Raw genomic sequence first — 12,817 nt, 5'->3', positions numbered from 1 at the left:
TCGTCTTTCAGAATGAAAAATCTCTGAAGACATCGGGCATGTCGCCCTTCATCTGCTCCGCCTCCTGGGCCGCATAGATTGCCGCATCCCAGAGCTCGAAGTAACTGCCCATGCCAAGCAGCACCGTATCCTTGCTGATGCCCGCTGCCGCGCGCAATTCCGGCGAAACCAGCACACGGCCAGTGGCATCCATGTCCACATCCATGGCATTGCCCAAAAAAATCCGCTTCCACCACTGTGCCTGCATCGGCAGGGAGGCAATGCGTTCGCGGAATTTTTCCCACTCGTTACGCGGGAATATCATGAGGCAGCCGTGGGGGTGCTTGGTGATGGTGAGCTGGCCGGACGCCGTGGCGCTCAAGACGTCACGATGCCGGGTCGGCACAGAAAGCCGCCCCTTGGTATCGAGAGCTAGAGAAGACGCGCCTTGAAACACCGTTAAAAACCTTTGGAAAACACTTTTCACCACTAAATTGCACTTTCTCCCACTTTATCAGGAAAGTTTTCCCATGCAAGTGCTTTGCTACAAATTTTTTCAATGAAATCAAGCACTTAGAAACGATTTTCAAAGCAGCAGGAAATTAAAAAACGTTCTAAATTAAGCACTTAGAACGTCCAATGAAAGTGTTGCTTTAAACACCAGCACAGTGATAGCCCGATGCGGGCGCGCCGCGCAAGGTTCTAGTGGGAAATGCCGCTGGGTGTTCGGGACGAGAGAGCGCACGTCATGGCGCTTGCCATGCGCAGCGCATTGCAGCGTCAAAGTGACTTAACGGAAAGGGTCGAAAAGACCCCGGGACGAAGCGCAGAAGCCTAGTCGGTGCGCGTCAGGACTCTGGCGTGTTCGGTGATGCCGATCACATTGAAGAATGCAGCTACGAGGCGGTTGACATCCGTGAACTGAACGGCGCGGTTTTCAGCCTCCCGGGCAGAAACCCAGTTGAGCAGGGTGCCCGCTGCAGAAAAATCGACCCTGATCAGTTTGGCGCACGAGATGACCATGATGTCTGCGCCCATCAACTTGGCCTCCAGCCGGTCCAACACCACGATCGCATCGCCTTCGATCTGGCCGGCCAACTCAACGGCGTAGAGCTGATTCATCTGCGAATTACCACCCATTTCGGTATCGCCTTCCAGCGCAGAGCTCATGCTGGAAGGGGCCGAATCGCGGTAAACGTCGCCGATGATGGCATTGCTGGCCATGTGACCTTGTGAGTCGAGTGGCTTGTAATCGCAGCGCGCACTTTCCCAAGCAGGCGGTGAAACCTCGTAGGTCACGCAGAAATCGAGGGCGGTCAGCTCAAACTCGTCAGGTTGCTGCGTCACCCGCAGGGCTTCCATGCGCAGTTTCCACCACCCTTGGGAGGTGTCGCGAACGCCGGAGGGTGTTGCGTCCTGCAGCACCCGCTGCAGCTGCGCATTCCCGCCAAAACGCAGCTGTACCGGTTGTGTTGCCCAGCCGCTGAAAACCTTGCTCAACGGCTCGACCGCGTTTTCGTCAATGGTCTTGAGATTTTTCCACTCCAGGCGCCAAGGCATGGGGGAGCGGGCCAGCGCGGCACTGAGCGCAGCGACGGTCTGTATGCCCAGGCTCGACGGACAGGTCCAGTCAACCGCAGGCCCATTACCTGAGGCAGCAGCGACCGGCGCAGACAACTGCTGCACCATGGCTGGAATGGAAAACCATTGCGGCGCCGAACGGTCAAAACGTCCCACGAACTCGATGGCAAGGTTCTCGAACTTTTCCTGTTGGCCGGTGGCCCGGTACAGGTCAAACAGCGCAAACCAGGTGTCTGCATGGCGAACCCGGCTGCCCTGCGGAGCCAACGTTTCGAGCAGCCCCGCTTCTGCACCCGCGTCGTCGCCATTGGCAAAACGGATAGAGGCTTCCTCAAGCTCGGGATCATGGGCCACTTCCGCAGCATCCACCACAGAGAACTTGGATGCCGAGAAGCCTGAAGTTTCCCCTTCCCGGGACAAGGAAGCAATGCTTGACCCACTGGACACCACCGGTTTTGGTGGCACAACCACAACCGCCGGCTTTGCCACCACGCCAGGCGGCGGAGTTGCTACGGGAGCTGCCGCGGCAGACGTGGCAGCAGCGGGCCTGCCTGCGGTTCCAGGCAGAGGAGCAGGGGCGGTTGCCGCGTAACTTTCAGGCAGTGCGTTGTCCAGCAAAGGCGCATGGGCGCTGAGATTCGCGGGGCTTGCCGCAGTGGACGAAGCAAAAGCCGAGGGATCACCAGCACCCGCTGTCGGGCTTCCGTGCTTGGTTTTCCACCACTGCATGGACATCTGGGCTTCGATCTCGTCGATCTTCTTCAACGTAACAGCACGGTCATCCGGCTTGGAAGGCATGCTGCTCTGGAAAAAAGAAGGCCGGGCGCCGGGGTCTTGCCCCGTCATGGCCTCCCGTTTGCGCATTTTCCGGAGCATGTCGAATTCACGTTTGCGCACAAAGTCATTGCGGCGCTTGCGTTCGATCATTTCCTTGAGCATTTGTTTGCTCAACGCGTCCTCCCGATCCGCATCCTTGCTGTCGAGGTCGGACCAGTTCGTCGCAGGGTTGCGGACGAACTTCACGACTTTTGACAACAAGCCAGGAGCGGTATCTTCTTTGGCCATCAGCGAAGGTTCAGGAGGAAGTGGAGGGAAAGATCAATCGCCAAACATTTTTTGCTTGAGCTCTCGGCGTTGCTGGGCCTCCAGCGACAGATTGGCCGTCGGCCGGGCAATCAGGCGACCCACGCCGATGGCTTCACCAGTTTCATCGCAATACCCGTAGTCGCCAGAGTCGATGCGGGCGATGGACTGTTCAATCTTCTTGAGCAGCTTGCGCTCGCGGTCACGCGTACGCAATTCGAGGGCATGTTCTTCCTCGATCGTCGCCCGGTCAGCCGGGTCCGGCACTACCACCGTATCTTCGCGGAGGTGTTCGGTCGTTTCACCGGCGCTGTTGTGAATGTCCTGCTTGAGCACTGACAGCTTGTGGCGGAAAAAGGCCAGCTGCTTCTCATTCATGTATTCCGCATCGGGCATGGCCTTGACTTCTTCGTCCGTCAGCTCATGGCCCGGTTTGGTTTTCCAGTTGTTGGCGAGCTTGGGATCCTTTTTGGCCGCCACATGCGGTGGCGGTGCGATCACGCGTTCGGCAATGGTGGAGTAGCTGGCTTTCGCAGCGTCCGGCGAGTGGGTGGGAATCATGGGAGCGGGAGGCGGTGCAAAAGAGGAGTTACGCAAAGATGCGCGACGTCCCGGCTTCAAGGCCGGTGTTTGCAACGGCGAAGGCGCTGCGGCGATGCTGGCGGGAGCGGGCGGGGTTTTAGCGGCGGGGCTGGCCGCCGTTTTGGCAATCGTTTTGATGACTTTTTCTTCAGGTTTGGCGGAGGCTTTACCCTTCACCAACGGCTTGGCCGGCTTGGTGGAGGGTTTGACGGCCTTGACCGCAGGTTTAACGGGAGGTTTCTTTTTTGCAGCCGGGGCAGGCTTTGCAGGCTTGACCGGTTTGGCGGCAGGCCGGCCTTTCGCAACCGGTACAGGTTTTTTGGCTGCGGGAGCTTTCTTGGCAGGTACAGGCTTGGTTTTAGCAGTCACTTTGGCTTTGGCCTTTACCGCGGGTTTGGCAACCGTCTTGGGTTTGGCCTTGACAGGCGGGACGACTTTTTTAGCTGTCGTTTTTGAAGCTGCAGGTTTGGCAGGCTTGGCCGCCACTTTGGTCGTGGTTTTGGCTTTGCCGGCCGAAGCGGCTTTCACTGTGGTTTTCACCACTGCCTTGGACTTCTTCACTTGAGCTTTCACACTGGGTCTCCTCGTGGAGGCAGCTTCAGGGTGCTCCCCGTGCTGACTCCGGGCCGGGCTGACTTTTGTCGCCCCAACCCTGTCTTTTACCTGATTGTCTGGTTTGTCTGCCGCCGCACCTGCAGTTTTAAGGCCAGTACTTACCCTGACTTTTTCGCCTTGCCTTTTGGAAGGCGTGGCTCGGGTACTGGAGTCGGCGCGCGATTGTAGCGGCTCACCAGGGTGCCGTGCCGCCCGGAGGCCTAAACGTTGGAGAATGGAGACAATCATGGGGCCCTCCCGCCTTCAAAGGCAATGTGTGGACAGCCTACCTCAAACCAGACACTGCTCCAGACCCTGGAGAAAAATATCTTTGGGCAAATCGATGCCGATAAAGACCATCTTGCTGGTTTTCTCCTCCCCCGCAGCCCATACGGGACCGAGGTCGCTGCCCATCAGCTGGTGGACACCCTGGAATATCACCTTGCGGTCCGTCCCCTGCATGTTAAGCACACCCTTGTAACGCAGCATGCGGGGGCCATAAATGTTGACGATGGCGCCAAGAAAGTCCTCCAGCCTGGCAGGGTCAAACGCGCGGCCTGACCGGAACACAAAACTCTTCACATCGTCGTCGTGATGATGATGGTGGCCATGTTGATCGTCATGGGCGTGCGAAGGGTGGTCGCAATGCTCACCGTGTTCATGGTCATGGCCATGATCGTGGTCGTCGGCCTTGAGAAAATCCGGGTCGATGTCAAGCTTGGCGTTCAGGTTGAAGCCGCGCAGGTCAAACACATCGGCAATGGCCACTTCGCCAAAGTGCACGGCTTTCTGCGGTGCGCGCGGGTTCATGTGTTTCAGGCGGTGCATCAGCGCCTGAACTTCATCTTCGGCCACAAGGTCGGCCTTGCTGATGAAAATCTGGTCGGCAAAACCCACCTGGCGGCGGGCTTCCTGCCGGTCATTGAGCTGGCCGGCAGCGTGCTTGGCGTCCACCAGTGTCAGGATGGAGTCCAGCAAGTACTGCTCGGCAATCTCCTCGTCCATGAAAAAGGTCTGCGCCACCGGGCCGGGGTCGGCCAGGCCAGTGGTTTCGATGACCACGCGCTCAAAATCCAGCAGCCCCTTGCGCTTTTTGGCGGCCAGCAGCTGCAGGGTTTCGCGCAGGTCCTCGCGGATGGAGCAGCAGATACAGCCGTTGTTCATCTGGATGATGTTTTCCTGGGTGTCGTTGACCAGGATCTCGTTGTCAATGTTTTCCTCGCCGAACTCGTTCTCGATGACGGCAATCTTCTGTCCGTGGGCTTCGGTCAGGATGCGCTTCAAAAGCGTGGTTTTTCCGGAACCGAGAAAGCCGGTCAGGATGGTCACTGGAATCAAACTCATGGTGTTTGCCTAAAAACGATGGGGGGAAACGGTAGCCGGGAGACTGTGAAGGTGGGGAGTTTAGCGGTCAACACAAGCCCCTGAGGGAGTGCGGGCGAAGGCCGGACTGGCTTCATTACCTTAGGGAAGGCGTGAAGCATCTGTGGTTTTCCTGGGAGATTAAATGTTCCTCTTTTTATAGCTGTTTGCGCCCGTATTTAAAGGGCCCGCGGTACTTTTTGTTTGTATCTTTTACTTCCTGAGCAATACCAGCCCCTTGAGGTACTCCCCTTCCGGGAAATTCACCGTCATCGGATGATCAGGCGCGCCGCCAAGGCGTTCGGTGATAAAGGCGTCGATGCCGGCGTCAATACCCGCCGACGCAACGATTTTGTGGAACAGGTCGGCGCTGATGCCGCCGGAGCAGGAATAGGTGAACAAAACACCGCCGGGCGCCAGGATGGACAGCGCAATCCGGTTGATGTCCTTGTAGGCGCGGGCAGCCCGCTCGGCATGGGCAACCGTGGGCGCAAACTTGGGTGGATCAAGCACGATGGCATCGAAAGTGCGGCCTTCCTTGTGAAACTGCCGCAGCGAGGCATTCACGTCGGCATCCAGCATGGTGGTCCGGGCCACATCGAACCCGTTGAGTGCCACATTGGCCGCCGCTTTTTCGATGGCCGGGCCTGAGGAATCAATGGAGGTGACATGGGCTGCGCCCCCGGCCAGCGCGGCCACCGTAAAGCCGCCGGTGTAGCAATAACAATTGAGCACGTTCTGGAACTGCAGGCGCCGCGCGTGTTCGGCAAACTTGCGGCGGCTGTCACGCTGGTCGAGGTAGAAACCGGTCTTGTGACCGGTGGCGATGTCCAGACCCAGCTGCCAGCCGTGTTCGGTGATGGTCAGCTCGGTCGTGCCCGAACCCGCCAGCCAGCCCGTCGCCTCCGGCAATCCTTCCAGGGAGCGCACGCTGGCATCAGATCGTTCGTACAGGCGCGTGAGTCCGGTTTCGGCCAACAGAGCATCGACGATCACGCTTTTCCAGCGCTCCACACCGCAGCTCGAAAACTGAGCCACCAGCGTATCGGCATAACGGTCCACCACCAGGCCGGGCAAACCGTCGGATTCGCCGTGTACCAGTCGCATTCCGTCACTTTTTATGTCAAAACGGCCTCTAGCCCTTATAGCTTGTGCGATACGTGCTACAAAAAACGAAGCATCAATCCGCTCGGTCTCGACAAAACTCCAGATACGGGTACGAATCTTGGAATTCGGACTGAACGCCCCCCAGCCGAGAAACTGGCCATCGTGGCCTTCCACACGCACCGTTTCCCCGGCGTCGGCTCCGCCACGCGCAACGGCACCATCAAACACCCAGGGGTGGCGCCGCAGCAGCGAGCGCTCTTTGCCTTCTTTCAACCGTATTGATTTCATGGTCCTATTGTCGCGGCTGACGCACCCCTTACGCGCCCCTTACAGGACCTCAGCGGAATTTGCGACAATCAGTTGATGGCTTTTAGCGGCGTTTCGGTACATTTTGCAAACAACAGCGCAGGGATTCGATCGTCCTTTCGCCTGTTGTGCTGCGCCACACTCGCCTTGCTGCTGGCCTGCGCAAGCCTTGCGGCGCATTCGCGCACGGTGCTGGAATTCGATATCGACAAACAGCCGGTCGCGCTGGCAGACTGGGGCGACTACTGGGTTGACCAGCAAGTCAAACTCGATGCAGCGCAAGTAGCGAATCAGGGCGGCCTGGCGTGGCAGGCCACACCGATGCGCGGCATCTATCCCGTACTGCCCGGCCAGGCACTGTGGATCCGGTTCACCGTTCCGCCCGCACCCGACTCGGAACGATGGCTGATGGAAATACCCTACCCGGCGCTGGACCGGGCTTCACTTTATTCGCTGGACATCGCCGGGCAATGGATAGAGCAACGCAGCGGCGACCTGACACCGGTCAACCAATGGCCGACGCCGCACCGCCACCCGCTGCTGGTCGTCAACTACAACGCCGAGCACCCTACACACTACCTGTTGCGCATTGAAAACGCGCAGGGGTTCAGCGCACCGATCCGCTTTGTCAGTTCCGGCTACGTTCTGCGCAACGAGCAGCAGGTGTCGCTGTTTCTGGGTGTTTATTTCGGCCTGGCCTTGCTCGGATGCGCCATCGGCCTGGTCGGCGGATTCTGGCTGCGTGACAGGGCTTACTTCTACTATGCGGCGTGTTCCGTCCTGATCGGCCTGACGCAGGCGGCTATCACCGGCGTGGGCGGCCTGCACCTGTGGCCCAACTCCCCCGACTGGACAGACCGCTCGCTGACCGTGCTGGGAACCTGGATGCTGGCTGCCCTGTTGCTGCTCAACGCAACCATGGTGTCGCTGGTGCAGCGCTCCCGCGTGCTCAACACCCTGGTGTGGGCCACCGTACTGGCCGGCGTCGCGCTCTCGGTTGCGCTGGGCGTGACTGACAGTGCGATCCGCATCCCGCTGGTCGTGCCCTATCTGATCCTGGCGCCGCTGCTGATGCTGCTGGTCAACCTGTGGGCATGGCGCCGCGGGGACCGGTTCGGCGGCTGGCTGCTGCTCAGCGCTGCGCCCTTTGCCCTGAGCCTGGCCCTCGCAATCGCGCGCTACCTGCAATGGCTGCCGCTGAGTTTTGTCACCGAGCAGGTAGCGCTGGCCAGCATGGCGTTGCAAATGCCCACGATGCTGGTGGTGCTGGTGCTGCGCAGCCAGCATCGCCGCGAAAACAGACGAAGGATCCGGGGGCTGGACCGGGTGGACCCGTCAACCGGGCTGATCAACGAACAGGTGTTTGCAGAACGCATGACCCGCATGATTGCGCGTTCGGGTCGCCTGAAACACCAGGGCGCCGTGTTGATGATCGACCTGGTCAATACTGAGCAGATTCAGCGCGACTTTGGGCGCCGCGCCGCGGCTGAGCTGCCGCTTCGTGTGGCGGAACGGCTGCTGTCGACGGCGCGCGAAATTGACAGCGCCGCGCGCCTGTCGGAGCAACGCTTCGGAATGCTTGTGGAAGGCCCCTTTTCCGCAGAAGAGGCCGCCACGCTGGGGCCGCGCATTGTGGCGCGTTGCCTCATGCCCTACAAGGGTCTGCCGGAAGACTGCGTGGCGCAAGTCCGTGTGGCCTACGCCCTGGTGCCGCGCCAGGGACCGACCGCCGAAATCGTGATGGAACGCCTGGAAAGGCGCCTCACCGGGATACCGCCGGAGAGCAAGCGCGCGGTGTACATGCTCCCTGATTACAAGTAGAGCCCCCACGGTCGCTCACTTCGTGTAGCTCCCTGCCCCCCGAGGGGGCCGCTGCGCCTGCGGACTGGCAAAGCCAGATCCGCGGCCCCTGCTGGTAGGGGAAAAGAAGTTCACCATCGCTTGCTCATTTTCCGTTCGTCCTGAGCTTGTCGACGAACTGCCGATCGTGGCTCAGGGCTTGGTCTTGCCGGCCGGTTTGCTGCCAGCCAGCGTGGCACGCGGGTGCGCCGCGTCGTAAACCTTGGCTAGATGCTGGAAGTCGAGCCGGGTGTACACCTGCGTGGTCGTGATGTTGGCGTGGCCCAGCAGTTCCTGCACTGCACGCAGGTCGCCACTAGACTGCAGCACGTGGCTGGCAAATGAATGCCGAAGCATGTGCGGATGCACCGGCGTGGCCAGGCCGGCCTGCAACGAGCGCTGTTTGAGCCGCACCCTTATATGCTGCGGCGTCAGGCGCGTGCCGCGCTGGTTGATGAACAGCGCCGCATCCTCTTTGGCCCAGGCGCTGCGCACGACCAGCCAGTCCCGCAGGGCCTCCAGCGCTTTGCCACCCACCGGCACGCTGCGGCGCTTGGAACCCTTGCCCAGCACATGGGCCTCGCCCGCCTGCAGGTCAATCCAGCCGCGCGCCTGGCTGCTGGCTTGCGCGTCCAGCCCCGTTAACTCGCCGATACGCAAGCCGCAGCCATACAGCAGCTCGGTGATGCAGCGGTCTCTGGCTTCAAGCGCCGGTTCCGCCTCGCCATCGCCCTGGTAGGCGGCCAGTTGCACGGCCTCGTCCACACTCAGGGCCTTAGGCAGGGGTTTGGCGACCTTGGGCGCACGCAGGTCCTGCACCGGGTTGCTGGTCACCAGGCCTTCGCGGCCCAGCCAGGTGTAAAAACCGCGCCAGCCCGAAAGAATCAGTGCAATGCCGCGGCCGCTGCGCCCGCCGCTGTGCATCTGGGCGACCCAGCGGCGCATGTGGATGTTCTGCACCTGGACCAGCGTAACGCCGGCCTGGCGGCAGTTTGCTTCCAGCTTTTGAAGGTCCAACGCATACAGTTCAACCGTGCGCTGCGCCAGGCGTTTTTCGACCCGCACATGCTCCAGGTAGCGCTCAACCAGCGGATCCGCCTCGGGCAGCGCCGCCGCACCGTCTGTTGCTGCGGGTTGCCCGGTCATGGCTGGGGTCGGCTTGCGCTCAGGAGGCAGCCGGCCGCAAACGCGACAGCGCCGCTCCGGCGAGCTCGCCGATGCGTTCAAGAAAATCGGTACCCATGCCGGCCTGGAAGCGTTCAGGATCCGGCGAAGCGAGCACCAGCATGCCAAAGGCCTGCGGCGATTTGCCCGGACGCAACGGAATCAGTGCCACCGACATGGCCTGCGCCGGGTCCGGCAGCCAGCTAACCGCCTCGAAGCCGGAATTGACGCCGCAATACGGTGCGGTGAGTGAAGACGCAAAGGTTTGCGTGTCTTCACTGACGCCAGTGGAAAAGTTTTCGTCTGAAAAAATGCCGTTGACGTGCCACACCTTGATGGCCGCCTGCGGAACCGAAAACTGCGTCTGGATCTCGCGCACGATGGTGTCCGGCAGATCACGCGCATGCGCCGTCAGCAGCAGGTTCAGTGTGCATTGCTGCAGCTTGTCGGCAATGCCCACGTTTTCCTGGCCGTGGCGAATCATCTCGACCACCTTGAACTCCAGGCCCTTGATCTTGTCGCGCAGCATGCCGGCCTGCCGCTCTTGCAGGCTCACCGCGCGGCTACCGTGGCCACTGGACAGTTGCACCGTCGCCAGCAGCTCGGCATGGCGCTCGAAAAAGTCCGGCGTGTTGGCCAGAAAGTTGGCAATGTCGTCTTCGGTGATCGGGTTCTGGATGGAGTGTTCGCTTGGATTCATGTTCTTGTGGTTCCGGTAAATCGGTGTCGGTCAGTCTACAGGTGTCTAAAGAGGTCTAGAGGTGATCAGGCACTTCAATCGAGGCCTCGAAAACGGTGGTGGCCGGCCCGGTCATCAGCACCGGCGCAGGCTTGGCGTCCAGCCCGCCCTGCCATTCAATGGTCAACGTGCCGCCATGGGTCAACACGTCCACGCGTGCGTCCAGCAGGCCCAAGCGTATGCCAGCGACCACCGCCGCGCAAGCCCCGCTGCCGCAGGCCAGAGTTTCACCGGCGCCACGCTCATAAACGCGCAGCCGGATCTGGCTGCGCGACACGACCTGCATGAAGCCGGCATTCACACGGCGCGAGAAACGCGGGTGGTTTTCAATCAGCGGCCCGTCCTGCAGCACGGGCGCTGTTTCCACATCGTCCACAACCTGCACCGCATGCGGGTTGCCCATGGACAAAGTTGCTATGAAAACAGGAGCTGCTTGCGCCCATGTTTCAAGGGCAATCGGCCATTTTTGCCATGAATGCACGGCCTGCGGCGTCAATCCGGCAGCGTCGAAGGGGATGCGCGGCAGATCAAACACAGGCGCGCCCATGTCCACCGTGACGCGGCCATCGGCCTGCATGCGTGGCGCAATCACGCCGCCCAGGGTTTTGACCCGCACTTCGTCCTTGTGCGTCAGGCCCTGCTCGCGCACAAAGCGCAAAAAGCAGCGCGCACCGTTGCCGCACTGCTCCACCTCGCCGCCATCGGCGTTATGGATCACGTATTCAAAATCGGTTCCGGACTCGGTGGCAGGCCGCACAGAGAGGATCTGGTCGGCGCCCACGCCAAAGTGACGGTCGGCCAGAAAACGGTACTGGCCAGGCGTGAGGTTCAGGCGCTGCTGGGTCTCGTTGAGCATGACGAAATCATTGCCCGCACCCTGCATTTTGGTAAATCGGATTAGCATCCGGGCATTATCCGCTGAGGCTGTGGCCTCCCCGCCCCGGCCGACACCTCCGAACTGGTCAAGCTGACCAGCGCGATCGCCACCTACAACATGGTAGCGCGTTTTCTGGCGGCGCAGGGCTTGGCCGCGGAAGAGCATACAAGTACCCCGCACCGCGGGCATCCCCCTGCGTCGATGAGGGGGCGAGAATCAAAGACATGCAAAAAACACTTCCCCGTTTTCCTGAGCCCGCCATCTCCAGGCTGGCGCCAACACTGCTGACAATTTTCGTGCTGGCGGGCGGCGCCGTCACGCTTTCGGCGAGCGCGCAGACGCCGCAGACCAACAGCAGCCCGGCGCCAGCCGCGACCGGTGACGCCGAGCGCGACCAGCGGTTCGCGCGCTGGGTGGCCGAATTCAGCACCACTGCGCGCGCTGCCGGCATTACCGAAGCAACGCTCCAGAGCGCCTTCGACAACATCCGCTTCATCCCGCGTGTGACCGAGCTGGACAGCGCCCAACCCGAGTTCACCCGTGCCGTCTGGGATTACCTCGACAGCGCGGTGTCAGCGCAGCGCATAGTCCGCGGCCAGGACAAACTGCTGCAATCGCGGCCCGCCATCGATGCCGCTGCAGCGCGCTACGGCGTTCCGGCAGAGATTCTTGTGGCCATCTGGGGCATGGAGAGCAACTACGGCAGCAATGTCGGCGACATCCCGACCATCGACGCGCTGGCGACGCTCGCTTTCGAAGGACGGCGTGAGGCATGGGCGCGCGGCCAGTTGCTTGCCGCCCTGAAGATCCTGCAGAACCGGGACGTTGAACGCGCACAGATGGTGGGTTCATGGGCCGGTGCGATGGGGCAGACGCAGTTCCTGCCATCGAACTTCCTTGCCTATGCGGTCGATGCCGATGGCGACGGCCGGCGCGACATCTGGGGCAGCGTGCCCGACGTCATGGCTTCAACGGCCAACTTCCTCGCAAGTGCCCGCTGGCAAACCGGCCAGCCTTGGGGGCTGGAGGTGCGCCTGCCACCGGGATTTGACTTCGCGCTCGCCGATGCCGACGAGCGGCGGCCAGCTTCGGCCTGGGCAGACCTGGGCGTGAAATCCATGAACGGCGCGCCACTGCCCGCCCTGGCCGATAGCGCCATCCTGCTGCCCACCGGCGCGCGCGGGCCAGCCTTCCTGGTCGGCCCCAACTTCCGCACCATCCTGCGCTACAACAACTCGACCAGCTATGCGCTCGCCGTCAGCCTGCTGGCGCAAGGACTGGCCGGCGGCCCCGCGGTGCAAACCGCCTGGCCGCGCGATCTGCAACCCCTGTCGCGCACCCAGTTGCTGGCGCTGCAGACGGCGCTGAACGCGCGCGGCTTCGACAGTGGCACGCCCGACGGCACGATGGGACCGGCCACACGCAACGGCATTCGCCGCTACCAGCAGAGCCTGGGTCTGTCGGCGGATGGGTATCCGACTTTGGAGTTGCTGCAGAGCCTGCAGTGACGGTGGCAGAGCCCGCGCGGGATACCGGATAGACGACTGCAGGCGCTTCCCCAATAGCCAATCTATCGGTCAACCTCTTGCCGTTGAGAGGGAGTC

General features: G+C 61.4%; 11 protein-coding genes. 3 read left to right on the top strand and 8 right to left on the bottom strand.

The features are described 5' to 3' along the window. Positions 1 to 7: 7 nt before the first annotated feature. From mraZ to dksA, 3 genes are all read right to left on the bottom strand, one after another. Positions 8 to 436 (bottom strand): division/cell wall cluster transcriptional repressor MraZ, encoded by a 429-nt coding sequence (gene mraZ, locus B0B52_RS06545; RefSeq protein WP_077592807.1) that lies wholly within the window; start codon positions 434 to 436, stop codon positions 8 to 10. Between the two features lie 377 nt (positions 437 to 813). Beyond that, positions 814 to 2,625 (bottom strand): STAS domain-containing protein, encoded by a 1,812-nt coding sequence (locus B0B52_RS06540; protein ID WP_077592806.1) that lies wholly within the window; start codon positions 2,623 to 2,625, stop codon positions 814 to 816. 33 nt (positions 2,626 to 2,658) lie between these two features. Further along, complete coding sequence (gene dksA, locus B0B52_RS22040) at positions 2,659 to 3,204, bottom strand: RNA polymerase-binding protein DksA (RefSeq protein WP_371327377.1); 546 nt, start codon at positions 3,202 to 3,204, stop codon at positions 2,659 to 2,661. Here dksA and B0B52_RS22825 point away from each other — a divergent pair. After that, on the top strand, positions 3,194 to 3,790 hold the full coding sequence (locus B0B52_RS22825; protein ID WP_371327375.1) for a hypothetical protein: 597 nt from the start codon (positions 3,194 to 3,196) through the stop codon (positions 3,788 to 3,790). The two genes, dksA and B0B52_RS22825, sit on opposite strands and share 11 nt — an antisense overlap. Before the next feature lie 320 nt (positions 3,791 to 4,110). Here B0B52_RS22825 and B0B52_RS06530 read toward each other — a convergent pair whose 3' ends face one another. Together B0B52_RS06530 and B0B52_RS06525 are read right to left on the bottom strand one after the other, a co-directional pair. Next, entirely contained in the window at positions 4,111 to 5,163 is a 1,053-nt protein-coding gene (locus tag B0B52_RS06530) for a GTP-binding protein (protein ID WP_077592804.1), read from the bottom strand. 231 nt (positions 5,164 to 5,394) lie between these two features. Further along, positions 5,395 to 6,576, bottom strand: coding sequence for a class I SAM-dependent rRNA methyltransferase (locus B0B52_RS06525; RefSeq protein WP_077592803.1), 1,182 nt, complete (start codon positions 6,574 to 6,576; stop codon positions 5,395 to 5,397). A 75-nt stretch (positions 6,577 to 6,651) separates the two neighbouring features. On the opposite strand from B0B52_RS06525, the gene B0B52_RS06520 reads away from it, so the two are divergent. Next, positions 6,652 to 8,415 carry a 7TM diverse intracellular signaling domain-containing protein gene (locus B0B52_RS06520; RefSeq protein WP_077592802.1) on the top strand — a complete coding sequence of 588 codons (1,764 nt, stop codon included), beginning with the start codon at positions 6,652 to 6,654 and terminating at the stop codon, positions 8,413 to 8,415. A gap of 171 nt (positions 8,416 to 8,586) precedes the next feature. Here B0B52_RS06520 and B0B52_RS06515 read toward each other — a convergent pair whose 3' ends face one another. The 3 genes from B0B52_RS06515 to dapF are packed head-to-tail and all read right to left on the bottom strand — an operon-like array spanning position 8,587 to position 11,240. Further along, on the bottom strand, positions 8,587 to 9,579 hold the full coding sequence (locus B0B52_RS06515) for a tyrosine recombinase XerC (RefSeq protein WP_077592801.1): 993 nt from the start codon (positions 9,577 to 9,579) through the stop codon (positions 8,587 to 8,589). Between the two features lie 19 nt (positions 9,580 to 9,598). After that, entirely contained in the window at positions 9,599 to 10,297 is a 699-nt protein-coding gene (locus B0B52_RS06510) for a DUF484 family protein (RefSeq protein WP_077592800.1), read from the bottom strand. Positions 10,298 to 10,352: 55 nt separating this feature from the next. Next, complete coding sequence (gene dapF, locus B0B52_RS06505; RefSeq protein WP_077592849.1) at positions 10,353 to 11,240, bottom strand: diaminopimelate epimerase; 888 nt, start codon at positions 11,238 to 11,240, stop codon at positions 10,353 to 10,355. Between the two features lie 197 nt (positions 11,241 to 11,437). On the opposite strand from dapF, the gene B0B52_RS06500 reads away from it, so the two are divergent. Next, positions 11,438 to 12,721, top strand: a complete 1,284-nt coding sequence (locus tag B0B52_RS06500) for a lytic murein transglycosylase (RefSeq protein WP_077592799.1) — start codon at positions 11,438 to 11,440, stop codon at positions 12,719 to 12,721. Positions 12,722 to 12,817 lie beyond the last annotated feature (96 nt).

This window comes from Polaromonas sp. A23 (assembly GCF_002001015.1).
Classification (GTDB): Bacteria; Pseudomonadota; Gammaproteobacteria; order Burkholderiales; family Burkholderiaceae_C; genus Polaromonas.
Note: the sequence above shows the minus strand (reverse complement) of the source record. Positions and strands in the feature narration are given on the sequence as shown.

Excerpts from the sequence above, each read along its gene's own strand:
- B0B52_RS06500 (WP_077592799.1), top strand. The coding sequence starts at position 11,438 with ATGCAAAAAACACTTCCCCGTTTTCCTGAGCCCGCCATCTCCAGGCTG.
- B0B52_RS06540 (WP_077592806.1), bottom strand. The coding sequence starts at position 2,625 with ATGGCCAAAGAAGATACCGCTCCTGGCTTGTTGTCAAAAGTCGTGAAG.
- B0B52_RS06525 (WP_077592803.1), bottom strand. The coding sequence starts at position 6,576 with ATGAAATCAATACGGTTGAAAGAAGGCAAAGAGCGCTCGCTGCTGCGG.
- B0B52_RS06515 (WP_077592801.1), bottom strand. The coding sequence starts at position 9,579 with ATGACCGGGCAACCCGCAGCAACAGACGGTGCGGCGGCGCTGCCCGAG.
- B0B52_RS06530 (WP_077592804.1), bottom strand. The coding sequence starts at position 5,163 with ATGAGTTTGATTCCAGTGACCATCCTGACCGGCTTTCTCGGTTCCGGA.
- dapF (WP_077592849.1), bottom strand. The coding sequence starts at position 11,240 with ATGCTAATCCGATTTACCAAAATGCAGGGTGCGGGCAATGATTTCGTC.
- dksA (WP_371327377.1), bottom strand. The coding sequence starts at position 3,204 with ATGATTCCCACCCACTCGCCGGACGCTGCGAAAGCCAGCTACTCCACC.
- B0B52_RS06510 (WP_077592800.1), bottom strand. The coding sequence starts at position 10,297 with ATGAATCCAAGCGAACACTCCATCCAGAACCCGATCACCGAAGACGAC.
- B0B52_RS06520 (WP_077592802.1), top strand. The coding sequence starts at position 6,652 with ATGGCTTTTAGCGGCGTTTCGGTACATTTTGCAAACAACAGCGCAGGG.